Here is a 23,875-nt window from a genome sequence, read left to right on the forward strand (position 1 = left end):
TGAGGATTTTACTCAATTCAAACTCGTAAAAAATTGAGTTTTTCCCGGCATCGAAGTGGAATTTTATCATAGGAGATCGTAGAATGTTGATTTCAGGCTGGCAGACCCCGTTGGAACTTCTGCGGGAGGAACTCATTCAACTTGAGCAGGAAGGTCGCGTGGTTCCGGACTCTCTCCGCAAAGAAGTGGAGACGCTTGTGGCGGAAAAGGAGCCGTGGGCGGCGCGGATCGAAGAGGTCGCCGCACAGCTGACCGGGCTGCCGATGCGGCCGGAGTGGCCGTATGAGGAACCCGATGAGCTCGATGAGATCCGTCGGCTGCGTCCGGCGGGACCGCGCGTTCTCTCTCTGAATCTCTCCGACGGCGAGATGCTCGAACGGTTCCACGGCGCCTGGCGCGGCCGCTGCGTGGGCTGTGCCCTCGGCAGGCCGGTTGAGGGGAAAACGCGCGACTGGATCCGCACGCTCCTGATTGCCCGGGGCGAGTGGGAGCTCAATGACTTCTTCCGCGGCGGCGACTCCAAGCTCTGGGCTCCCGCTTCGCAGCGGGAGAATATCCGCTGCATGGAGCCGGACGATGATATTCACTACACACTCATCGGACTGCGCGTGATGGAGAAGAAAGGGGCGGATTTCCGCTGGGACGACATTGCGAACTGCTGGAACAGCCATCTCCCCTACAACGCGATCTGCACGGCGGAGACTCAGGCGATTTTGAACTACAATATGCTTCACCCGCGGTGCAGCGGGTATGCCCCGAGCATCGCGACTCCCGAATTCACCCGGCGGCACAACAATCCGTACCGGGAGTGGATCGGCGCGGCGATCCGCGCCGATTTCTGGGGCTACGCCGCGGCGGGGAATCCGGAACTCGCGGCGGAGTTCGCCTACCGGGACGGCAGCTGGACGCACGTGAAAAACGGAATTTATTCGGAGATGTTCGTCGCCGCCCTCATCAGCGCCGCTTTCGTCGAGAGTGATCCGGTGCGGCTCGTCGAGATCGGTCTCTCGGAAATTCCGGCGAACTGCCGCATTGCCGAAGCGGTCCGGCGTGCTCTCGAATGGCGAAAAGAGTGCGCGGACTGGGAGTCCTTCATGGAGAAGATCGACCGGCATTACGGGACGCTTTCGTGGGTTCACTCGATCAATAATCTGCTGATTGTGCTGATGGCACTCTTCTACGGGGATTCGACGATCGACCGCAACACGGCTCTCGCAGTGATGGGCGGGGCCGACACGGACTGCAACGGAGCGACCGCGGGTTCGATCACCGGTATTCTGAATCCGGTCAGCCGTCTGGCGGAGCGGCAGAATGACACGGTGGAGCCGCAGTTTATCGGGGAGGGGACTTGCCGCATGCGGAAACTTGCAGAGCGGACGCTCGCCGTCTGGAAACAAATCCGCAACCGGTGAGCTGCGTCGTTCCGCAAGATCAGCGGAGCCGGTCGAACTCCTGAGTGCCCGCCGAAAGCGGGACGAACTTCTCATCCGAGATCGGTGTGTTTTCCGGCACCTCGAATTCGGTTTGGAAGAGCCAGCCGGCCTGTACGTCGTAGCAGCTGAACAGGAGGTAATATCGGCCGTCAACCGGTTCGAAGGTGAGCTGCAGTTCGCAGGCCGCCCGGATGTCGTAGTCGAACATATCGCCGAATTCGCCGGGCGGCAGCCGGTTCATGACCAGCGGCAGCCGCATCGGCAGTTCGGTGAATTCGCCGTTGTAGTAGATCTCCTCCTCGCCGCATTTGATGATAATCGTGGTTCGTTCTCCCGGGCGGAGATGGAACGTGACGCCATAGGAGTTGGACGAAAGCGGCAATTCCCTGGAGATCGCGCTGTTCTTGACAAGAAGCGTCCCCTCAAAATGCTTCTCCGATGGCTCCCAGCGGAACTTTCGGTCGATTTCATAGTTGACGGTGACCCGGAACTTTTCCGGTCGGGATGGATCGTCACAGCCGCCGGAGAGGATTCCGGTCAAGGCGATCAGCAGTATCGGCACGATGTGTTTCATGGTTTCTCCGGGATTTCGGGAATGGAAAATTCCGTGGTTTCATCTGCCGTGCAGTTTTCCGTTTTGAGCTGAAAACCTGCGCTCAGGAGTTTCTGCAGGAGTTCGTCCACCAGCGACTCCGGGGCGCTTGCTCCGGCACTGACCCCTAGCATTGTGGTGTTTTCGATGATTTCCCGGGGGAGCTCCCCGGCATTTTCGATCAGAAATGCGCGCGCTCCCTCCTGTTCGGCGACTTCGCGCAGCCGGTTGGAATTGGAGCTGTGAGGAGAGCCGACGATCAGCACGGCTTCGCATTTTTTTGCGAGGGAGCGGACGGCTTTCTGGCGGTTCGTCGTCGCGTAACAGACCGTTGCCGCGGATTCGAGTTGCGGATACCGTTTCCGCAGTTCCGCTTCGACCTTTGTCACCTCTTCGGTATTGAGTGTCGTCTGGGCGAGCAGTTCGATCCGGGTGTCCGGCGGGAACGCGGGCAGTGCGGCGGCTTCGGACGCATCGGCGACCACGAAGGTTTGTTTTGCCCCGGACCGGCCGACGGTTCCCTCGACTTCGGGGTGGCCGCGGTGGCCGATCAGGATCAGGACGTCCCGGGGCTTTGCCGCGGCATGGTGCAGTCGCTTCACGAGCGGACAGGTCACGTCGATGATCCGCAGCTTCCGCCTGCGCGCCTCCTCCTCGACGGCGGCCGAGACCCCGTGCGCACTGAAGAGAAGCACCGATTCCGGAGGAATTTCGTCGAGCGAGTCGGCAAAATGAACGCCTCTTTTTTTCAGTTCGTTCACAATAAAGTTGTTATGAACAATCTCGTGCAGCACGTACACAGGTGCGCCGAAGCGATCGAGAACCGTTTCGACGGTTTTCAACGCCCGCCGGACTCCCGCGCACATTCCGTGAGGAAAACCAAGGAAAACTTTTTTTTTCTGCATCATTCCCTAAGAATACTCCCCTTTCTCTTTTTTTCAAGCCGGGAGGGGTGCGAAAAAAATGTTTTTTTATGATTGCGCGATTGAATTATCCGTCTGTGTCGAGTAGTTTATATCGCTGTACCGTATCAGGCGGAACGCCGTTGCGTTTCCACCCGGGCGTTTTTTTTGAACTTTTTCAAAACAGGACGGAAAAGATGTTCCATTTTTTCGGCGAGGCGCTTCCTCTGGTCGAAGCAGCGGCGGAAAGCAGCGGAGCGGGAGGCTCCATGCTCTCCCAGGGAGCGAGGGTGACTCTGTGGGTCGGGATCATCGTCTACATCTCGGTGCTGGTCGGCATCGGCTTCTGGTGCAGTCGACGGGTCAAGGGGATGAACGACTTTCTGGTCGCAGGGCGGCGGCTGCCGCTCTGGATGGCGACCGCAACTCTGCTGGCGACCTGGTTCGGCGCCGGGTCGAGCATGGGCGTCGCGGCGACGGTCTACCAGGACGGCATCGGCGGAGTTCTGGCCGATCCGTTCGGAGCGTCGATCAGCCTCGTGCTTGCCGGTATCTTCATCGTCGGACTTCTGCGGCGGCTCAAATGCCTGACCGTCACCGACATTATCGAACGACGCTACGGGAAATGGGCGGGCGTGTATGCGTCGCTCTGGATGATCCCGGTCTACATCGGCTGGCTCGGCGTGCAGATGCTCGGAATCGGTACGATTCTGCATATCCTCACCGGAATGGACGAAACCTGGGGAACGCTCATCGGCGCCGGGGTGGTTCTGATTTACACCTATGCCGGCGGCATGTGGGCGGTGACGCTGACCGACGTGGTGCAGGTTTCGCTGATCGTCATCGGGCTTTTCATCATCGTCCCCGGCGCGGTCTTTGAGGCGGGGGGCTGGAACGAGATGACCTCGCGGTTGAGTGCGGCGGATCTTTCGCTTGGCATGAAGCACGCGGTCGATCCCGAGACGGGAGAGGTGCTGCCGTTCGTCTTTTCGGATTACATCTACTACATCGGCAGCTGGATCGTCATGGGTCTGGGCTGCATGGTCGGTCAGGATCTGATTCAACGGTCTCTTGCCAGCCGCAATGAGAAAATCGCAGTGTCGAGCGCGGTGATGTCCGGATTCTTCTACGCTGCGATCGGTCTCGTGCCGATCACGATCGGATTTGCGGCGCGCACGGTACTGGCGAAATACGGCATCGCGACTTCGGAGGACTCCGAGACGCTGTCGAATCAGGTTCTGCCGCAGATGGCGATCATCATTCTCGGGAAACTCCATCCGATTGTTCTGACGATCTTCCTCGCTGCGCTGATTTCGGCGATCATGAGTTCGGCGGACAGTTCGCTGCTGGCGGGTTCCTCGCTGCTGTGCAACAACGTGATCGGTTCGATCTGGCCGCGCCTCAGCGATCAGAAGCTGCTTTTGATGACCCGGTTCGCGACCGTGTTCCTGACTTTCATCGCATTGCTGCTCGCGTGGGGGGTCAAGAGTATTTACAGTCTGATGATCAACAGCTGGGCGTCGCAGCTTGTGGTGATCTTCATCCCGGTCGTGACGGCGCTTTATGTTCCGAAGGCGAGCAAAAATGCCGCATGGGCGGCGATGGCGGTTTCGACCGGAGTGTGGCTCGCTTATGTATTTGTCGATTCAAGCGGCACGGGTATGAGTTTCACGGAGTTGATGAACTCCGATCTCGACCGCAGTCTCACAGTCGGCGCGGTTTACGGATTTATCGCGGGTGCGGTGGCATTCACCTGCTGCTACATCGGGGAACGGGTTCCGCACTGGGTTCTTGACCAGCCGGACGAGGAGGAGGAATGACGCCGATTCTCGATCTGGCCGGAGAGGGGGTCGAAGCGGCGGTCGACGCCGCATGTCGTGCCCTCTCTCTCCCCGGAGCCGTCGTTCTGGTTCCGACCGAGACGGTCTACGGGCTTGTCTGCCGGGCGGACGACGCGGCGGCGCGACAGCGGATCTACGATCTGAAGGACCGTGACGCCACGAAACCGCTCGGCTGGTTCGTTGCGGAGCCGGGGCAGCTCGCCGAACATGGTGTGCTTCTCGACGGGCTTCCCGCGGAACTTGCCGCGAAATATTGCCCGGGCCCCATTACGATCATTGCGCCCGTGCAGGGCGGCGGGACGGTCGGATTCCGGATTCCGGATCACCCGTTCATGCTCGCCCTGCTGCGCCGGATCGGCTGTCCGCTGGCACAGACGAGCGCAAACCACTCGGGGCATCCGAATGCGCTGACCGTTCCGGCCGCCCTGGCGGAACTCTCCGGAGAGCTGCCGCTTGCGGTTGACGGCGGGGCGATTGCGCCGGATGCGCTCGCCTCGACAGTGGTGGATGCGACCGGTTCCTCTCCGAAAGTGCTGCGCCAGGGGGCGCTCCGGATCTGATTCCGGTCCTGTCAGTAGGTTGTTTTGCTTTCCCGGACGCGGCCGGACGAGTCGTAGTAATTGGTGCGGTTTCCGTTTGTTGAGGAGCGTCCCGATACGCGTCCGGATTCATCGTAATAGGTGGTTCGGTTGCCGTTTCTGGTGGCTTTCCCGGTCATGCGGCCGGATGAGTCGTAATAGATGGTGGTGTTGCCGTTTCTGGTGGCTCTGCCGGTCACGCGTCCGGATTCATCGTAATAGGTGGTTCGGTTGCCGTTTCTGGTGGCTCTGCCGGTCATGCGTCCCGAGCCGTCATAGTAGGTGGTGGTGTTGCCGTTCGTGGTGGAACGTCCGGTTGTGCGGCCGGAGCTGTCGCGCAGGGTGGAACGCTCCTGCGCGAATGCGGCACAGAAGATCGTGCAGAGCGCGACGGTCATTGCAAGTCTGGCGAACGATTTCATTTGCTTTCCTCCTTTGTCGGTCGTGTCAGGATTACCAGGACAAGGCTTTTCGCCGGAATCGTCAATTGTTCAGGCGGCTTCCCGGGGAAAACCGGGAGGCTCGTTTCCGCGATGGGCCGTTCCGTCGCCGTATTGCGGCTGGCGAGTTCCGGCGCGGAGAGGCGGAGTGCGTTTTCCAGAATCCACTGCCGATCCCGGAGAATCCGGAACGAGACCGGGCGGTCTGTTTCGGGTGACTGATTGTCGAACAGCACATAGAGTTTGTTTCCGTCGGGAGATTTCAGTGCGGCTGCGCTGAGTGTCCGGCTGCGATTGAAGACGGCGGCCTCGCCCGAGAGCGTGCTGCGGACCATCCGGGAGCCGGATGGAATCCGGGAAATAAACCGGTAGAGTTGTGCGAGGCCGGTTTCGAACGGGAGCCCGTTCGCGGTCATGCCGGTCATTCCGCGGACTCCCGGCGGGAGCTGGAAAAGGGTTGCCGCGCCGACTTCCGGACGGCTGAGGAGAAACAGAAACCACTCCGCCTCCTCGAGACACCCTGCGAGCGACACGCTCCGGAGTTGATGTTCCGGAGACTTTCCGGCGATTCCCTGCGGAGGCAGTGCCGGTTCGGTCACAAGAAGCCGGATCTCAGGATTTCGCGATGCGGCGATCTCCCGCGCGAGATTTTCGAAATAAGGTTCCGCCACGGCGGGCGGCAGGTCGCGCAGATACGGATGGAACGACAGAAAGTCGATCTCCTCCGCAAGGGCGTCGAGCAGCGTCCGGTTGAATTCCGGGAGTTTCCCCTTGGAACGATCCGCCCAAGGTGCCGTGACGGCGTGGACGGCGAACCTGGCATCAGGAATCACGCTCCGGATCGCGAAGATATAGCGCAGACACTCGCTGGCGTAGGCGGCCCCTGAATGGAATCTGCTGTAATTGTAGTCAAGCTCGTCGCCGAGCTCCCAGATTGCGGGCGGCATCGGTTCGGGGAAGCCGAGATCGATCCGCACTCTTCCCCACAGCGTATCGGAGTCTCCGGTGAGGAATTCGGCGAGGCTGCGGGCATCCTCGGGGGTGCCCCGCGCCATGTTGACCGTCCAGATATATTGCGCTTCGGGATTCCACTGCCGGATCGCGGCGAGTCGGCCGGGGAGGCCTCGACCCGGCAGCTTTTTCCAGTCGAGATACTGGGAGTCGAATCCGTTCATGCGCAAGAGCGGCGAACGCAGGCGTCCGGCGATTTCCGGCCCCGGCAGCTGCGGGGAACCGGCCACCGCGCGAATTCCCGAAAGATCCGGCCAGGAGTCGTTCACGCCGAGGAGAAACGTATCGTAGATGCGGATCGTCTTATCCGGTTCGAGCGTCATCGACGCCGGCAGCTCTTTCGCCGCAGGAGCGGCGAGCCCCGGCAGCGCGAGGACGAGCAGCATCGTGAGAACAGGATTTCGAATCATGAGAACCTCCCGGTGAACCGCGGACGATACGGTCTGTCATTCAGTATAAACCGGAATCCGTCAGAAAGCAAGTCCCATCACCGGAGAATTTGCGAAAATCCGCATCCTGCGGATTCCGGGCGCCATGCTCAGGATTTCGGCGGATCGAGGTGGCGTTTGCGGAATTCACTCGGCGTCTCCCCGGTGTGTTGTTTGAAGACGCGGCTCAGGTGGAATTCATCGCTGAATCCGCACTCTGCGGCGATGCGGCGCAAAGTGGCAGTGCTTCCGGCCAGAAAGTGCCGCGCCCGCTCGACTCTCTCGGCCTGCAGCCGCCGGGAGAAGCTCTCTCCGAAAAGTTCCCTCACCACAAGACTCGTGCGTGACCGGGAAAGTCCGAGTTCGTCCGCGAGGTCCCCGAGACCGATCGGTTCGGAACAGTGTTCACGCAGGAAAGCCGCGATGCGTGCCCCGCGCTCGTCGGGAACCGTGTCGAGCAGCCGGGCTTTGAGCAGCTTCATCACGATTCCGTCAGCGCAGAGCTGCGCAAGCGCAAGCATGCCTCCGAGTTCCTCCGGCGGAGCGGAGAGCGTATCGCGCAGCCGAAAAAATTCCGGCGGCAGTTCCGCCTCCGTTCCCGGTTCCGGTCCGGCTCCTTTCCAGAGTCCGAGGTAGAGCATCCCGTAATGGATGTTTCCGTGTCGCAGGGGTGCGACGATCTGGGCGATCCCTTTCCAGCAGACCGCAAGGAAGGGACGCCGTTCTCTTGCGCATCGGCTGTTCATCGCGTAACGGCAGTGGCGCACGCATCGTTCACAGAAGCCCGCTTCGCAGACGGGATTTTTGCGATGGCTGCGCCGGTCGTACTCAAAAATGTTCCGCCGGTTCAGAAAGAACGCGTTGTCGATGACGGTCACGGGGAGGGCGAGTTCCGCTTCAAGTGCGGAAAGCGCCGCTTCGAGCCCGCCGGGATCGTCATCCATCACTCAGACCAGCTCCACGTCCGCAATGCCGAGTTTCACCATGCAGTAGCCCGGATGATAGACCGGAGCCGGCCAGCCGATCGGATTGGCTTCCCGATTGAACGAGAGCGTGTTGACCGCATAGCTTTCTCCTTCGACAAGGTGATGAGGGCCGAGCAGATTGCGCAGCGAGGTGGTCAATTCCACTTCTAACGTGTTCTTCCCCGCGTGGATCAGTTGATCGATCCTGAACGCAGCGAACCCATAGCTCCAGAATCCCGCATCTTCGCCGTTCACGCGAATCCGGTACGAGTTCGCCCCGACCGGCGTGAAGCGCAGCAGCGTGATCGTCTCCGCCTCGTTCGCGGTCAGCTCGAACTCCTGGCGCAGCACGGCCTTCCCCGCGAAGAACGGGAATCCTTCCTGTACGAGGTCGTCCGCCCGAAGGCTTTTTCCAGCGGCGGCCGGGCCGAGCGTGAAAAGACCGTTCAGACGCTCCGCCCCGCGCAGAAGCGGTTCGACCCGTCCCGTGTGACGGCAGGTGAAGTTTCCGCACAGGTAGATGCTCTCAACTTCCGTGTCGTAGGTCAGCATGTTGTATTCCGTTTCAAATTTAAGAGCACGACGGAGCCGGTCGTAGACCTCTTCGTCCTGATGATAGTGCATCTTCATATAGATGACGTTGCGCCCCGTTTTGAGGTTTGCCGGCAGGGCGATGCGCTCGAACGCACGGTCGAAGAGATATCCCGAGACCTTTCCTTCAAACGGGACGCCGTTCAGCGCAAAGGTGAAGAGTTCCGGGGTTTCGACCGCGATTGCAAGCGGCGTCGCGAGGTCGAAATCATCGTCGAGTTCGAACTCATATTCGATTTCGAGCTCACAGTCACGTTGCAACGCGAGCAGCCGTCCCTGAATCACGCTCACATCGTCGCGAATCCAGCCGCCGTTGTCGACCCGGTAGCGGCAGCGGTCGAGCGTGAGCAGATTCTCCGGCGCGCCGGAGAGCGTGAATTCATTCGCGAGCAGCTTCTTCGCGGGAACCCGGAACGGATCCTCCACCGTGATGGAGTGCGCATGTTTTGCCGGATGTCCCGCGACGAAGAACATCGCCGCCGCTCCCGCCGCAAACGCATAGTCGAAACTCAGGTATTCGCCGTGCCGGTGGACGCCCGACAGAATCGAGAATTTCCCGGTCGCCGGATCGATGAGCTCCACCTGCCGCCCCCCGTTGCGCGGCAGTTCAAGATGTACGCGGCACGGTTGATTGTACGCCTTGTTCGCCACGAAGAAGAAACGTCCGGCGCGTCCGTCGAGGTCGTCGAGGTCGCGGAACGTGCTCAGGATCTGTGTGGCAGGAACCCCGTTTTCGGTCGCGATCGTGCGCCGCCCCGTGAGTTCCGCCGCTGCGGCGTCGGCCGCGGCCTGTTCGGAGTCGAACGAGGGGAGCGCACGGAAGAAGTTCCGAACCTCCGCCGGAGCCGGTTCGCCCTCGATGGTGAGCTTTTCCGGTTCGAGCCGGTTGCGGACCGCGAGGATCCGTCCGCCCGCAGTTGCGAATTCGCGCAACAGTGCGAGCATCGGCTTCGAGAGATTCGTGATCTGCGGGATGATGACGCAGTCATAACTCTGGAGCCCGATCCGGATCTTCCCCTTTTCGAAACTCCCTTTCGCCGCGACAATCTGCTCATCGGCGTAGTGGTGGGCGATCTGAAGGGCGTCGAGCGCGACGGTCAGGCGCGTCAGGCTGTCGGTGTAGTGAGCCAGCGCCGGGTCCGACTCGTCCCCCGCATAGTGGCACCAGGCCGATGAGAGCGGGTGCAGTACGAGAACTTCCGTTGTCGCCTTCCCCTCCGCGAGCAGCATTCCGACCCGTGCGAAGAAGTCGTTCACACTCCTGTAATCGCCCCACCACGGCTGATGCACGAAAAGCGAGGCCGGATAGTCCCGCTTGCGCAGGCCGCGCAGCGTGTAGCTCGAGAGATGCGGGCAGACGAGATTCACTCCGTGCGCAAACTGCTGCTGGAACATCCATCGCAGCCCGAAGAAGTTGATGTTCCACCCCGAAAGCGCGAAGCTCTCCGAGAGGATCTGTTTCTGTCCGAACTGCATCGCCGACGAGACGAGCTGTACCATCGCCACCGGCGACGGTTCCGTCCGGCAGAGGTGATCCATCCCCGGAATATGGTAGTGCTCATACTGCGTCATGATCGAGCCGTTGCTCGAAATCTGTGCCTGACAGGTCTCTTCGAGCACGTGGTGGCCGGTCAGCAGCCATCCTTTTTCGTCGCACCAGTCATGAATCTGCTTCATGAAATTCTCCGAGAAGAGCCGTGCGACGAGACTCCAGAACCGGATCCGCACCGCATCGCTCTCCGCCGTGCCGAGGAACAGCATCGGCAGTTCTTTCAGGAGCTCGCAGTGGTACGCTTTCCAATACTCCTCCTCAAGAACGAACGACCAGAGCAGTCCCTTGCGGGAGAGCTGCGGCTCGTCCGTGAAGATCCCTTTCAGGTGGGCGAGAAGTTCTTTCGGCAGATTTTCATAGTAGTGCTGGTGCGTGACCTTGAGAAACTCCCGCACGACTTTCGGATCGAGGTTGTCGACGTAGTAGGGGTTGACCTCATAGTAACAGCGCAGCAGCTTCCCGGTCGTTCCGGGCGGCAGGGTTTCTCCGAGCAGTTCGAGCGTCGCGGCATCGTACCAGGAGATCGTGTTCGTGCGCTCTTCCGCTTCGAGGTCTGCCGCGTCGAGAAACTCGTACCGCAGATACTTCTGCTGATACTTTACGCCGAGTCCGTTCACGAGGCCGCCGCCGAATCCGCTCGGCCAGCCGTTTTCGTCGTAGAGCCAGCCGGATATTCCGCACTTTCCCGCCTCGTCGAGGCAGGTTCTCACGCACTCCATCCATTCGTCGGAGAGGTATGCCGTACGCAGCCCTCCGCGCGCGTGCATGAAGAATCCGCCGAGTCCGGCCGCTTTCATTTCGCGCACCTGACGGCGCAGTTCATCGGGTTCGAGCTTGTCGTTCCAGCTCCAGAAGGGGATCGGCCGGTATTCCGCCGGCGGATTGTTCAGATCCAGATTGGTGTTTGCCATTTGGTCGCTCCTTGTATGATGATTTTTTTCCGTTTGCGATTTAAAGTTTGAAGATGGTTCCGATCTTGTTCCCGAGCAGCGCGCCCGCAGCCGCCAGCGCCGCCGCAAGGAAGAGCATCGCCCAGACGCCGAACGCACAGGCGATGAACGGCCCGGACCCGAGAATCTGCGAGAGATCGTAGATCGCACGCGTGATCGGATAAAACTCCGCCTTCTGCGCGAGAATCAGCGAGTCCGACACTTCCAGCATCGAGAAGCTGAATGCGAAGAGCGCTCCGACGATCACGTTCGCGAAAACCAGCGGCAGCGTGATCTTTCTCAATGTCGTGAAGGCGGTCGCCCCGAAACTGCGTGCGGCGTTTTCGAGCTCCTCCGGCGTCTGTTCGAGTCCCGCCGAGACCGAACGCACGACATAGGGCAGCCGCCGCACCGCGTAGGCGATTCCAAGCAGCAGGAACGGATTCTCGACCGGATTGAAATACGCCGCCGCAGAACCGAACTTCACGGACATCCCGAGGTAGCCGAATGCGATGATGATTCCCGGCACCGCCAGCGGCAGCATCGCGAGCAGATCCGCAAGCATGCTCCCGCGCAGCTTCCAGCGCACGGCCGCAAGCGAAACCAGCACCCCCGCCGCGACTGCGATGACCATCGCAAGCAGCGAGTAGTTCAAACTGTTGACGATGCTCGGCAGCACGATCTTGTTCGACAACGCATTCTCGAAGTGCAGCAGCGTGAAGTGGCGCGGCAGAACCGTGTTGTACCATCTGAGCGAGAACGCCGTCAGCACGAGCGCGATGTGCGGCAGCGCCGCCGCAAACGTCACGAGCGCGAAGAGTGCGGTCGGCCCGAACTTCCGCCAGCCGGCGGGACGGATCGTTCCGGCTCCCGCGGTTCCCTTCACGGTCGTGTTGAGCGCGGATTTTCCGAGCGCGAATTTCCCCGCAAGATACATCGCCGCCGCGAAGAAGAGCATGACGACCACGAGCGCGTAGGGAACCGGATTGCTTTCCAGCTCCATGATCCCGTTGAAGATCTGCACGGAGGTCACGCGGTTATAGCCGAACATCAGCGGCGTTCCGAGCTCCGTGAAGCTCCAGACCAGCACAATGCTGCCGCCTGCGAGGATGCCGGGCTTCATGAGCGGGAAGGTGATCCGGCAAAAACGCGTCCACCGCGACGCCCCGAGATTCCGGGCCGCTTCGTCGAGCGCCGGATCGAGGTTGCCGAGCGCGGTTACCAGATTCAAATAGAGGATCGGATAGAGATGCAGCGCCTCAATGAGGCAGACCGACCAGAATCTCCCCGGTCCGCCGAGAAAGTCGACCGCCGGAATCCCGCAGTACGAGAGCAGCCGGTTGACCACCCCGTAGTGACCGAGAATCTGCTGAAACCCGAGCGCCCCGACGAACGGCGGCAGAATCATCGGAATCATCACGAGCAGATGCGACAATCCCTTTCCGGGAAATTCATATCGATTGTAGACCAGCGCGAGCGGAAACGCGATCAGAAAGACCAGAAACGTCGTCACCACGGCGATCTTGAAGCTGTTGAGCAATCCCTCGCGGTAGATGTAGTTGCTGAACACCTCCGCGAGCAGCCTCCAGTCGAGCCCCACCCCGACCACCGTGAAGATCGGCGCGAGCAGAAATACCCCGAGAAATGCGATGACCAGCGCGAGCAGCAGATATTGAATCAGACGGTTTCCCATTTATCTGCCCTCCTTCGCAAGCCGCTCCGCTTCGAGATAATTTTCCCGGGCGGAGTCGCTCCATTTGCGGCAGAGCGCGGCAACTTCGACCGCTCCCTCGCGCAGCTTCGCGTTCTCTTCGGCGATTTTCGAGTAGGGGAAGGGGATGCGGTTGAACGCCGCCATCGCCTGCGGAACCTTCTCCGGTCCGCCCGCGTCGATGATCGCCTTCCACGCACGCTGCAGCTCCGGCTGCGGGTCGAGCGCAATGCAGCGGATCAGGATGCGCAGCAGACTGTAATAGGGACCGGTCAACTCGGGGCGGTAGACGAAACTTGCTCCCGACTCATAGGGGTTGTAGTCCGGATCGGAACGGAATTCGCGGAACTCCGGCTTGTAGAGGTCGCGCCGGATCGGCGGACGGCGCAGGGCATGTTTTTCCGGTCCTCCCGGCGCGCCGACCTTGAACGCGTGAAGCTTCTGTCCCTCCGGACTCAACAGGAAGTCGATGAAGAGTTCGGCCGCTTCGCGATGCGGTGCGCCGCGCAGCATCTGCACCGGGTCGGCGGAGACGGCGGTTCCCCCCTCCGGCGCGACATAGAAGAAGTGCGGCCTGCCGTCGAACTGAAGTTCGTTCCACTCCTTTTCGGTGAAGCCGTAGGTGTCGATCGCCATTCCGGCGGCGGCGTTTCCGGCGGCGACGTCCCGTGGAATCTTCCCCGCGGAGTCGGTGAGGTTGCGCGCATTTCCGAAGATGCGCTTGATGATGTTCAGCCCCTCTTCCCAGCCCTTTTCCGGACTGCCGGAGTCGGCCATGCACTGCTGGATCAGAACTTCAAAGCACTTGTTGGCCGAGCCCGATTTCGATGGATCCGCGAGAGAGATCGTGTTGAAGAAACGCGGTTCGCCGAGGTCGGCCCACCGTTTCGGCGGGGTCGGGTCCTTGAGTTCCGCGATCCGGTCCTTGTTGTAACAAATGCCGAAGGTCGAGAGCACGACGCCGTAGTAGCGTCCCTGTTTGTCGTAGAGTTCGTCTCCGCCGAAACTCTGCGGGATGATCTCCGGTTTGAAATATTCCGGGTGGCGCTTCCGGGCGCCGCCGTCGACCGCGAATCCCCGCTTCGCGTGGCGCTGCATGTCGAAGGTGCCGCCGCCGGCCATGAGGTCGATTCCGATTCCGACATTCGAATGGAGGAAGAGTTTGCGCGCCTTTTTGACCTCTTCCGGAGCGCCGGGATCGTTTTCAACGCCGGGCTCGGCGAATCGCCGGGCGATTTCGTCGTTCCATTCGCCGTTGGCTGGATCGGATTCGAATTCGCGCCGGAACTCCGCCTCGAAGCGGTCGGCGATGTATTTCACGATGTCGGACGAGCCGCCGGGGGAGCGGAAGTCAAGCTCGATCTCCCGTCCGGTTTTTTCACGATAGAATTTGCGGAATGCCTGTTCGTATTCGTGGCGGATCGATTCGTTGTGGGCGGAGATGATGACGAGTTTGTCCGCCGGGCCGGAACTCTTCGTCCCTTCCTGCTGTTTCGGACGCAGGAAAAACGGAATCGCCAGAAGGATGAGAAGCGGCAGCGCGGCTGTCAGAATTTTCCGGATCATATTCCGCAACGCCTCACTGCAATACGATCAGTTGATCCGGAGGCAGGAGGAGCGGAAAGGTCTCTCCGAGTTTCCGCTCGGGCGGAGCGCTTTCCGTGACGACGATCTTCCGTCCAGCCGCCTCGAACTCCCACTCACAGCTCTCTCCGGTGAAACTCCGGCCCGTGAGCACGGCCGGAATCGTGTTCATTCCCAACTCCGTGCCGATGCGGATGCGTTCCGGGCGGATCATCGCGCAGAGATTCCCCGCGGGTTTCCCGGCGGTGCCGTCGCAGGCGAGAACCCCGAAGGGCGTGTTCCACCTGCCGGCGCCGTCATACTCCCCCTCGATGAAGTTCGCATCCCCGAGAAAGGAGGCGACGAATTTTTCTGCCGGGGCGTTGTAGGCTCTCTCCGGCGTGTCGATCTGACGGATGACCCCCTGATCCATGACTGCGAGCCTGTCGGCCATGCTGAGCGCCTCCTGACGGTCGTGCGTCACGTAGATCGCGGTGAGCTGCCGCTCCTTGCAGATGCGCCGGATTTCGCGGCGCATGGTGTCGCGCAGCCGGGCGTCGAGGTTCGAGAGCGGTTCGTCGAGCAACAGCAGTGCGGGTTTGACCGCGAGCGCCCGCGCGAGAGCGACGCGCTGCTGCTGGCCGCCCGAGAGTGACGGGATCCGGCGATCGGCATATTCCGCCATTCGGACGAGTTCGAGTGCTGCTTTGACTTCGCGGTCGATATCGGCCTTCTTCTCCCCCGCTGCGCGCAGACCGAAGGCGACGTTTTCGTAAACGGAGAGGTGCGGCCAGAGCGCGTAGTTCTGGAACACCATCGCCGCGCGCCGTTTTTCGGGCGGAAGTTTCGTGATTTCGGTTCCGTTGAACCGGATCGAACCCGCATCGGGTTCGACGAGTCCTGCGAGGATCCGCAGCAGTGTCGACTTGCCGCAGCCGGAGGGGCCGAGCAGAAAGAAAAGCTCGCCCGGATTCACGACGAGGTCGAGCGGTTTCAGCACCGGCACGCCGGGCTGATAGGATTTCGTGATTCCCCTGATTTCCACACTGGTCATGATGTTGTTTTCCATGTATGCCGCAGTCCGGATTTTCCGGACGCGGCTTTCGCTTTTTTCCCCATACAATATACCTGACAAAGACGGAAAAATCCAGTTGTTTCCGCGGTTTTTCGCCGTCGATTCCGGATCGGTCATTCGGAATTTGCGCGCGGGCTCTCCCAATTGATCGGCCCTTCCGGGGGAATCGACAGATAGTAGAACGGGGTATCGGCGGGGAACCCGCCGAGCGGCCGGTATCCCGGAAACGGCTCCGGCGCGACCGATATCACGAGCGGTTGAAATTCCACAACCGCTTTCATCGCTTTTTCCGCGTAGTCCGGATAGACCGAATTCCCCCAGTTTACGAACATCGGCCGGAAATCCGGATGGTTTTGCAGAAAACAGCAGAAGAGCGCATGCGGCGTCAGGTTGAGAAAGAGACGATCCTCGAATTCCGGTGGAATCCGGTTTATCGTTCGCTGGAGATTCCGGAAATACTCCGCCTCCACGGGATCGAGCTGAAGCCACCGGACTCCCGGAAGCGAGACGCTCTCCCGTTCCCGGAGTGAGGCGATCCGTTCCGCTCCGTGAATCAGCCGGAACCCGATTTCCGCAAGCGGCCACGCCAGCAACAAACAGATCAGCGCAATCCGCATGCCTTTTCGAAGTGCACTGTGCCCGATCTGCTCGACCAGAAGCCAGAAGGCACCGAACATCGGGATTCCCGCCCAGTAGAGGTGCCGGTAACAGGGAACCGGGTAATATTGATGCCAGGACCCCAGACCGACGAGGAGAACGGCCAGCAGCATCAGATGCCGCCGGGATTCCCCCCGCCGCCGACACAGCGCGCTCATTTCCCGGACAAACAGTCCGAGTGTGATGAGTGGAAACAACACGAATGCCGAGCGGAGGGGGAAGAGACATCCCGGCAGCGTGAGCAATCTCGGTTTATCTTCGGCAGTCAGAGCGAATTTGCTGACAAACAGCCAGGTTTGCCGGAAGTAATCCGGCCAGGCGCCGTGAACAGTCAGATACACGGCGTATCCCGCGAGGAGAGTGCCGAATCCTCCGAGAAAGAGCCCGATCCGCTTCTCCCATTCCCGCGGAGGAAGTTGTCTGCTCCAGGCTTCGATCCCGAGAGGAAGAAGTCCCGCCGGAATTATCACGAGTCCACACGGTTGCCGGAAGCCGAATGCGGCCGCCGCCGCAACTCCGCAGAGGAACAGTGCCCCCGTTTTTCCGGATTCGAGATAGCGGAGCATGCAGACTCCTCCGGCCAGCATGCAGCAGAGTGCATAAACCGAAGACCATATGTGCATCTCCCACAGATAAAAGGGAGCAAGCCCCAGAAAAAAACCGAACATTCCCCAACGGCACGGCGTGGAGAGAAAACGGCGGAACAGTCTGTCAAGCAATATGGCGCACACGCCGTAACAACCCACCGTCAGCAGCCGGAGATACAGCAGTTCCGCGCCGAATAGTTGAACGACCGCTCCCTGAAGCAGCGGAGAAAGGATCCCGTATTGGGAAAAGGTGTCGCGGAACACCACACCTCCCGCCGCCACATCCATCGCCGGTTTCAGCATGACGCCGTCATGGTGCAGGTCGACACTGAAAAAGGCGAAGACGGAGAACCACACCGAGGTGATGGCAAATAGAATCCACTCGTTGCGGTTCAGCCACGGCTGTTTCGGCGCCTCGTTGCGAATCTCGGAATCTGATTTCACTTTTTCTCCTGCCGGCAGGGAACCGCTCTGTTGTTTGTGGAACATACCACGGCGGGGGAGGATTTTCAATCCCGGATGAAAGATTTTTACGAATAAAGATATACTGCGCCGGAGTCGGGAAGAAAGCCGCGTCCGATGCTTTGCTTCAACCGTTTCCGGTCGGGTCCTGCCGGCAAACATGACTTGCCGTATTTTTTCCGAAAGCTGTTGTTACACCAGGAGAAACAATCCGAGAGTCCGCAGCATCCCCTGTTTGCCTATTCCGTATCGCAGGAGCAGATAACGCTTCCGGAAAAATCCCGCCTCCGGTATCCGGGCGCAGGCTTGAAGTGTGTCTCTTTCCCGCGCAGACAGTTCGTCTCCGTATCGCTCCAGAAACATCTCCGCCTGATGAAAGTCCGCCGACAGTCTCTCCCGGACAAGCCGTCTTCCCCGAATCAGCAGATTCAGAAAATATCCCGGCGATACCCGTCTCGCTCCAAATACATTTTTTTCATGTTGCCGATAGAGCAGCGTTGGCTCCGGCAGATAGACGATCCTTCCGAACGCCGCCGCCACCAGGGCCAGCCAGTGATCATGCATAACCGCATCGTATGGAATCGGCCTGGCCCGTTCCAGAAGCGCCCGGTTCACCAGCATGGTGTTTCCCACCGGGATATTCTGCAGCAGCAGCCGGCGAAACTCCGTTTTCTCCGGATCAAGTTTCTGAAACTGGAACGACGAATCCGACAGCTTGTTCAGCTGCGAATCCGTCACAATCCGATCCGTGAAAACGAGAATCGGACAGCTCTTCCCATATCGCTTCTCCGCTTCCCGGTAGCATCGCTCCGTCATCGCCAGTTTTTCCGGATGCCAGACATCGTCATGGTCGGCATACATGACCAGTTCCGCCTCCGAGGCCTCCGTCAGACGGGAAAAGTTCTCACACGCTTTCGCAGAACCCGTTTCCAGAAAGACAATCCGGTCCGGATGGGCGGAGCGGTATCGATCGATGATTTCCCGTGTGCGATCCTCCGAGCCGCCGTCGCGGATCAGCAGCCGGAAATCCGTAACCGTCTGGGTCAAAATCGACTCCAGCTGCGCCTCCAGATAGCGTTCCGAATTGAACGTGCCCAGCAGAATTTCGATTCGAGGTGGAACAGATCGTTTCATCACTTGCATAAAGGCAGCTTTTTCAAGATGTAGCGGAAGATTTTCAGCCGCAGCTCTTCCCGTTTTAACCCCGTTTGCCCTTTTTCGATCGCCCGACGATAATATTCCGGATATGTGTCAGCCAGAATCCGCAACCGGTCGAAGGCTTTTTGGACAAGCGCCGCCCGAACCATCCGGTCGGCCAGAATCCGGCAGGCCGCGACCTCCGCGAGACGATTGCAGCGCGTGGGAAACTGCTTCATCGCTTCCGTATGAAAGTTCATCATCAGAATCCCCATCTGCAGATAGAACTCGTCGCTCCGGCGCGCATCGTGCCAGATCCCCCCGGAATGTTTGCGGTAAACCGACATCGTTTCGTCAAGAAAACCGATTTTCCCAACCGCCGCGTGCAGCAGATGCAGAAAATGATCTCCCGGCATGACCCGGTCCGGAATCAGCGACAGCGGATCCCGGTGAAAACGCCACCGGTACATCACGGAGTTGGTCTGGATGAAATTGTGTTTCTTCAGATCGCGGAACGTGAGGCTCTTCTTGTGAAAACGAAACCCGGGGGAGGGGAAGATTTCCGGCGGCCGCTCATCCCCTTCCCAGCGGATTTCCACCGGATGAAAACACATGGAGTAATCCGGGTGCGCTTCGAGAAAATCCACCTGCTTCTGCAGCTTGTCCGGAGAAGTCCAGTAGTCGTCTCCATCGCAGAACGCCACGTATTTCCCCCGGATTTTGGGATAAATGAAAAGTTTCGATGTGTGACCCGGTTTTCGCCACTGGTTTTCTGTCTGATAGATCGGTTTGACGATCTCCGGATATTTCGCCTCGTATTCGCGAATGATCTCCGCGGTTCCGTCGGTCGAGGCGTCATCGTGCACGAGCAGTTCGAACGGGAAATCCGTCTTTTGAGTGACGACGCTTTCGAGCATTTCCCGGATGAATTTCGCGTGATTGTAAGCCAGGCTGACAACGCTGACCAGAGGAGTCTCCGACATTTTATCCCCTTAGTTCTGTCCTGCCATAAATGAAAGAATCGTATCGATGCTCTCTTCCAGTGTGTGACGCGGCGCCCAGCCGGTCATGGCGCGGAACCGTTCGGAATCCAGCGATGAATTCAGCGCCAGATCCGTTTCCTCCAGCTCAATGGCCGCTTCAAACCCGGTAATGCGCCGAACCGCCGCCGCCGCCCTGCGGGCAAGTTCCGCGATCGGAATCGACACCGGATTGCCGAGATTGTAACAAGCCTCCCAGCGTTCCGGCGGCATCTTCGAAAATGCAATGACCGCTTCGGCCGCGTCTCGAACATCGAGCAGGGAGAATACCTGCCGGCCACCGATCAGTTTCAGATTCTGCCGTTTCAACAGCCGCGCGAGAAATTTGGACAGAATGCGCTCCGGATATTCCGGGCCGATCAAGCTCCCCAGTCTCAGACTGGTGAACCGTGTGGAACTGCCTGCGGAAATGCTTTCCCCAAGTCGTTCACAGGCGAATTTCGCCATCCCGTAGAGATCGGCCGGGGCGGGCGCGTCTGACTCCTTCGCCGGCTGCTGCCTGGCGGGAGAATAGACGCTTTGCGACGAAATGTTGAGGATTCCCGCTGCTTTTTCGCGCACCGCGACGGTGAAGAGCCGCTGCGCGGAATCAATGCTTGCCGCGAGCTCCTTCCCGCCGGGCGTTCTGGCAAACCCGGCATGGATGACGATACTCCCCGGAGCAATGAGTCCCGGATTTTCTTCAAGCTCATCGAACCGGTGAACATTTTCCGGCGGAAGCGGGGCGAATTTCGCCGCATCCGAACGGCCGGATGTCAATACACGAAGCTGTACTCCACTCCCCGACAGACGGCGGAGCAGATGCCCGCCCAGAACTCCCGAGGCCCCCGTCAGCAGAAGGATTCGCGCACCATCAGACATCGCACTTCCGAAGCTCCTCTAAACGGAAGGGCGGAAGCAGAAGATCCTCACCCCGGTCGGAAAGAACCCGGACATGACGTGTCGCCTGGCTCATGGCCTCGATCAGCTCCTCACGGGTATCCGCCACGAGCAGCACCCGCAGCACGACCTGGGCCAGCGTGCCCCAGGCCTGTTCCGGGATGGTGTCGCCGGGATAATAGGACTGGAACATCCGGACCACTCCGGGGATTGCGGCCGTCTCCTCCAGGCCTTCGACTTTGCCGATGGTTCCCGGCCGGATCAGAAACGTCAGATTCCCCGCATAACGCCCGCCGAAGAACGGATCCGGCCGGAACGGCGTCTGCTCCTCGCGCATCTTTCCGGTCAGAGCGAAGCGAACCATCATCTCCAGCGGATTGTATCCTCCAATCGCTTCCAGCAGAATATATTCCAGACTGCCGGTCAACCGCAGTCCAATTTCGTAGAAAATACACTCCCCGTTCTCCACGAAGCTCTGGATGAACGCCATTCCGTTCTTCATCCCCATGGACTGGAACATTTTCACGACGCGGGGGTGGATCGACTCCAGATATCGGGGAAGATAACGCGACGGGAACGTGTAGGCAACCGGCAGTTTCAACGAACCCTCCCGCGTCTCCTGAATGTGGCGGTTCCCCATCGCGGTAAGGTAGACCTCGCCGTCGACAAAGAGGTAGAACAGCGTCGCCTCCTTGCACTGCATGAACCGTTCGACGATCACCTTCTTCTGCGCGGAGAAGGTGAGCGCGTATTCGATTCCGCGGCGCAGCTCCTCCGGCGAGCGGCAGATGGAAATTCCGCGCGCTCCGCTGTTGTCCACCGGCTTGACGATGACCGGATACTTCAGTTTCCCGAGTTCTTCATCTGTGGCATCAGGAGTGATTTGATACTCCTCCACCACCGGAATATCGAATTGCCGGCACAACTCCTTGAATCTGACTTTGTCCGTCGTATCCTGAATCTGCCGCTTCGTGAGATAACACGGCAGACCGGTCTTCTCGCAGATCTCCTGATAATACGGGAGCATGGAGTCGATGAAACCGGTTAAAATCCCGTCGATGTGTCGCTCCCGGATCAGACGGGTCACTGCTTCGACGTCGGTGGTGCTCACCAGATAATTCTCGTCGGCCTGCTTTTTGGCCGGAGAGTTTTCCAAGTAGTCGATGACGGTGACATGCGCCCCCTGCTTGTGCGCCTCCCTCACCACCTCCCGAAGCAGATAAATGGCTCCCTGAACCAGAAGTTTTTTCCCTTGAAGACTAGACATTCATCACCTCCAGAATTCGCTGCATATCAGCAATGTCATAACGTTGATCGATCGGCAGGGGCGCCAGATATTGCTGCAGATGCAGCTCCCATGCTGTTTCCTGACACCACTGCTCCATCCCCGGCCAGTATTTCGCGACAAATATCCGATTGGCGATCAACTTGTCACGCAGCCCGGAGTCGGCGCTCAGAAACGGATACACCATCGGAACATCGAGTGGCGTCAACTCCAGTTTCAATCCGTTCCTGGTTCCGAGTGCCGAATGCAGATACTGGAAATTCTTCAGCCTCTTTGCGCGGATGCTCTCATAATCGATGCTGTTGAGAATTTTTTCCGTAAGATGCGACATTCCGAGCACCGGCTCCTCCCACAGCTGCCGCTCGCTGCGTTGAAAATCCGGATAGCCCGCTCCGGCACCACAGTCGAGGCGTTTGAGCTGAGGGGTCATCTTGTCCCAGGAGCAGGCGCGTTCCAGTTTTTCTTCCGGGGGGACGGTTCCGTACAGATACCCGCCATCCGGAACCCCGACGAATTTTCGGGGAGAGTAAAACCCGGCCATCCCGCGAAACGGCATGTAAAACGCCTGAGCGTTGTCGACGATCAGCTTCGGATATCGGCCCGCAAGAGCTTCCACCTGCCGTGCGCATACCCCGAAGTAATTGGTATACAAAATGTAATCCGTTTCAGGGAGATCGTCGACCGGCAGAAAATCCTCCCCGATTTCGTAAAAGGAAAATTCACATCCCTCCCGTTGCAACGCATCCGGAACCACCGGGCACGTGTAACGGGGAATGCGCAGTTTTCGAATCTTCCTGTTCCGAACCAGACAGCGCAGGGCGTTGTGTCCACTGTTGAGCGCCGCCGCGTCCCGATGGTACGAACTTCCGCACGGCAATTCCAGCTCGAAATAACCGCCGATTTCCTTGTTGCAATCTGTTTTCATCCTCGCTGCCAGATATCCGCTGCTGAACTTCTGTAATCCGTCTGCTCCACAGTCGGTTCAAAATGCCGGTTTTTCACTCGACCTCGACCTGGACGAACTCTTCCATGTGGTCCATTTTGTAAAGCATCTCATCGAGCGAGGCGTATTTCAGAATCATCGTTCCGAGCGTCCCGTTCGACCCGTTGAACGCGGGAACTTCCTCCCCGGGTTTCACCAGCATGTCGAATTCCACGATGTTGTTCTTCTTAAACTCGTCCGAGCAGTTCACCCCGACGAACTTCCCCCCCTTCCGGGAATGTACCATGTAGCAGGACCAGAATCCTTTGACTGGCGCCATGTGCAGATCCGAGCAATCGTCTCCCATCGCAGCCTTGATCGTGTATTCCACCATGTCCACTCCGGTCGCATACTGCGTAACCTGGGCAATCAGATTCCCTCCGTTCCGGGGACCGATCTCCATCAGATAGACGTTTTCGTCCCGGTCGATGCGGATGTCGAAATTGTAGGCCCCCGTCCGCATTTTGAGCAGATCCAGTGCCTTCTGAATCTCCCGATGGACTTTTTCGTGTACCCGTTCCGGCATATTGTACGGCCAGCTTTCTCCGATCGGAACAAACGGATTTCCTCCGGAAATCTGAAAGTGCTCATTCGCAAAACTGCGGAAGACGAGCTTCCCGTCGACCGAGAAACCGTCTCCGGCAATCTGATAGCCGTACTTGTCGATGTACTCCTCGATGATGAATCGTTTGCACCTGGAAAACGAGAGCGCATACTCCACGGCTTTTTCAAGTTCGGCTTCCGAATCAATTTTGGAAACCCCCTTGCTGCCCGAGGAGTCGACCGGCTTGACCATGACCGGAAGCCGGAAGTTTTTCCAGTCCGCCCTGGCGTCTTCCAGACGGGAGAAGCCGCGGGCGCGGGGAACCAGAAATCCGTTTTCCGTCAGAAAATTGCGGAAAAGATCCTTGTTCGCGAGAATCTCCACCGAACGATATGGCTGCCCCGGCAGACCGAGTTTTTCGGCAACATAAGCACAGGTCGGCGCGGCCGGATCCGATGCGTAGCAGACGATGCCGTCGATTTTGAGTTTGCGCGCCAGATCCAGCACTGCTTCCCGGTCCGTCGTGCTGACATTGTGATATTCATCCGCGAATTTGTGGCCGGGATTGTCCGGCAGATAATCGCAGGTGATCGTATAAAGTCCAAGCCGTTTGGCCGTTTTTACAGATGGAATCTGAAAGTGCGATCCCCCGAGAAGCAATATTTTCTTTCCACTCATCTCTCTATTTCCC

General features: G+C 59.3%; 19 protein-coding genes. 3 read left to right on the forward strand and 16 right to left on the reverse strand.

The window, feature by feature from the left end; all coding sequences use genetic code 11:
* Window positions 1–83 precede the first annotated feature (83 nt).
* The gene (locus tag Q0K10_RS09015; RefSeq protein ID WP_294506086.1) at window positions 84–1,412 is read left to right on the forward strand and encodes an ADP-ribosylglycohydrolase family protein; all 1,329 of its coding nucleotides are present in this window, start codon (window positions 84–86) and stop codon (window positions 1,410–1,412) included.
* 19 nt (window positions 1,413–1,431) lie between these two features.
* Here the strand turns inward: Q0K10_RS09015 and Q0K10_RS09020 are convergent, their stop codons facing one another.
* Both Q0K10_RS09020 and ispH read right to left on the reverse strand, forming a co-directional pair.
* Entirely contained in the window at window positions 1,432–2,007 is a 576-nt protein-coding gene (locus Q0K10_RS09020; RefSeq protein WP_294506088.1) for a hypothetical protein, read from the reverse strand.
* Complete coding sequence (ispH, locus tag Q0K10_RS09025) at window positions 2,004–2,933, reverse strand: 4-hydroxy-3-methylbut-2-enyl diphosphate reductase (RefSeq protein ID WP_366942986.1); 930 nt, start codon at window positions 2,931–2,933, stop codon at window positions 2,004–2,006. Before ispH ends, Q0K10_RS09020 begins: the two co-directional genes overlap by 4 nt.
* Window positions 2,934–3,124: 191 nt before the next feature.
* On the opposite strand from ispH, the gene Q0K10_RS09030 reads away from it, so the two are divergent.
* Together Q0K10_RS09030 and Q0K10_RS09035 are read left to right on the forward strand one after the other, a co-directional pair.
* Entirely contained in the window at window positions 3,125–4,747 is a 1,623-nt protein-coding gene (locus Q0K10_RS09030; protein ID WP_294506091.1) for a sodium:solute symporter family protein, read from the forward strand.
* On the forward strand, window positions 4,744–5,328 hold the full coding sequence (locus Q0K10_RS09035) for an L-threonylcarbamoyladenylate synthase (protein ID WP_294506093.1): 585 nt from the start codon (window positions 4,744–4,746) through the stop codon (window positions 5,326–5,328). Before Q0K10_RS09030 ends, Q0K10_RS09035 begins: the two co-directional genes overlap by 4 nt.
* 11 nt (window positions 5,329–5,339) lie before the next feature.
* Here Q0K10_RS09035 and Q0K10_RS09040 read toward each other — a convergent pair whose 3' ends face one another.
* From Q0K10_RS09040 to Q0K10_RS09105, 14 genes are all read right to left on the reverse strand, one after another.
* Complete coding sequence (locus Q0K10_RS09040) at window positions 5,340–5,768, reverse strand: hypothetical protein (RefSeq protein ID WP_294506097.1); 429 nt, start codon at window positions 5,766–5,768, stop codon at window positions 5,340–5,342.
* Window positions 5,765–7,207 carry a hypothetical protein gene (locus Q0K10_RS09045; RefSeq protein ID WP_294506100.1) on the reverse strand — a complete coding sequence of 481 codons (1,443 nt, stop codon included), beginning with the start codon at window positions 7,205–7,207 and terminating at the stop codon, window positions 5,765–5,767. Before Q0K10_RS09045 ends, Q0K10_RS09040 begins: the two co-directional genes overlap by 4 nt.
* A 128-nt stretch (window positions 7,208–7,335) precedes the next feature.
* A complete protein-coding gene (locus tag Q0K10_RS09050; protein ID WP_294506177.1) occupies window positions 7,336–8,169 on the reverse strand; it encodes an AraC family transcriptional regulator in 834 nt (277 codons plus the stop codon).
* Window positions 8,170–8,172: 3 nt separating this feature from the next.
* Entirely contained in the window at window positions 8,173–11,244 is a 3,072-nt protein-coding gene (locus Q0K10_RS09055; RefSeq protein WP_294506104.1) for a glycosyl hydrolase, read from the reverse strand.
* Between the two features lie 40 nt (window positions 11,245–11,284).
* On the reverse strand, window positions 11,285–12,955 hold the full coding sequence (locus Q0K10_RS09060) for an iron ABC transporter permease (protein ID WP_294506107.1): 1,671 nt from the start codon (window positions 12,953–12,955) through the stop codon (window positions 11,285–11,287).
* Window positions 12,956–14,539, reverse strand: coding sequence for an ABC transporter substrate-binding protein (locus tag Q0K10_RS09065; RefSeq protein WP_294506109.1), 1,584 nt, complete (start codon window positions 14,537–14,539; stop codon window positions 12,956–12,958).
* 13 nt (window positions 14,540–14,552) lie between these two features.
* Window positions 14,553–15,590 (reverse strand): ABC transporter ATP-binding protein, encoded by a 1,038-nt coding sequence (locus tag Q0K10_RS09070; protein ID WP_294506112.1) that lies wholly within the window; start codon window positions 15,588–15,590, stop codon window positions 14,553–14,555.
* A gap of 134 nt (window positions 15,591–15,724) precedes the next feature.
* Window positions 15,725–17,299, reverse strand: a complete 1,575-nt coding sequence (locus Q0K10_RS09075; RefSeq protein WP_294506114.1) for a glycosyltransferase family 39 protein — start codon at window positions 17,297–17,299, stop codon at window positions 15,725–15,727.
* Window positions 17,300–17,509: 210 nt separating this feature from the next.
* On the reverse strand, window positions 17,510–18,451 hold the full coding sequence (locus Q0K10_RS09080) for a glycosyltransferase family 2 protein (RefSeq protein ID WP_294506116.1): 942 nt from the start codon (window positions 18,449–18,451) through the stop codon (window positions 17,510–17,512).
* Entirely contained in the window at window positions 18,451–19,437 is a 987-nt protein-coding gene (locus Q0K10_RS09085; protein ID WP_294506119.1) for a glycosyltransferase, read from the reverse strand. The genes Q0K10_RS09080 and Q0K10_RS09085 overlap by 1 nt, the downstream gene beginning before the upstream one ends.
* A gap of 9 nt (window positions 19,438–19,446) precedes the next feature.
* Window positions 19,447–20,355, reverse strand: a complete 909-nt coding sequence (locus Q0K10_RS09090) for an NAD(P)-dependent oxidoreductase (protein WP_294506122.1) — start codon at window positions 20,353–20,355, stop codon at window positions 19,447–19,449.
* Window positions 20,348–21,640 (reverse strand): ATP-grasp domain-containing protein, encoded by a 1,293-nt coding sequence (locus Q0K10_RS09095; protein ID WP_294506126.1) that lies wholly within the window; start codon window positions 21,638–21,640, stop codon window positions 20,348–20,350. Before Q0K10_RS09095 ends, Q0K10_RS09090 begins: the two co-directional genes overlap by 8 nt.
* Window positions 21,633–22,583, reverse strand: a complete 951-nt coding sequence (locus Q0K10_RS09100; RefSeq protein WP_294506129.1) for a hypothetical protein — start codon at window positions 22,581–22,583, stop codon at window positions 21,633–21,635. The genes Q0K10_RS09095 and Q0K10_RS09100 overlap by 8 nt, the downstream gene beginning before the upstream one ends.
* A 73-nt stretch (window positions 22,584–22,656) precedes the next feature.
* Window positions 22,657–23,862 (reverse strand): ATP-grasp domain-containing protein, encoded by a 1,206-nt coding sequence (locus Q0K10_RS09105; protein WP_294506132.1) that lies wholly within the window; start codon window positions 23,860–23,862, stop codon window positions 22,657–22,659.
* Window positions 23,863–23,875 lie beyond the last annotated feature (13 nt).

It is taken from the genome of uncultured Victivallis sp., assembly GCF_944391105.1.
GTDB lineage: Bacteria > Verrucomicrobiota > Lentisphaeria > Victivallales > Victivallaceae > Victivallis.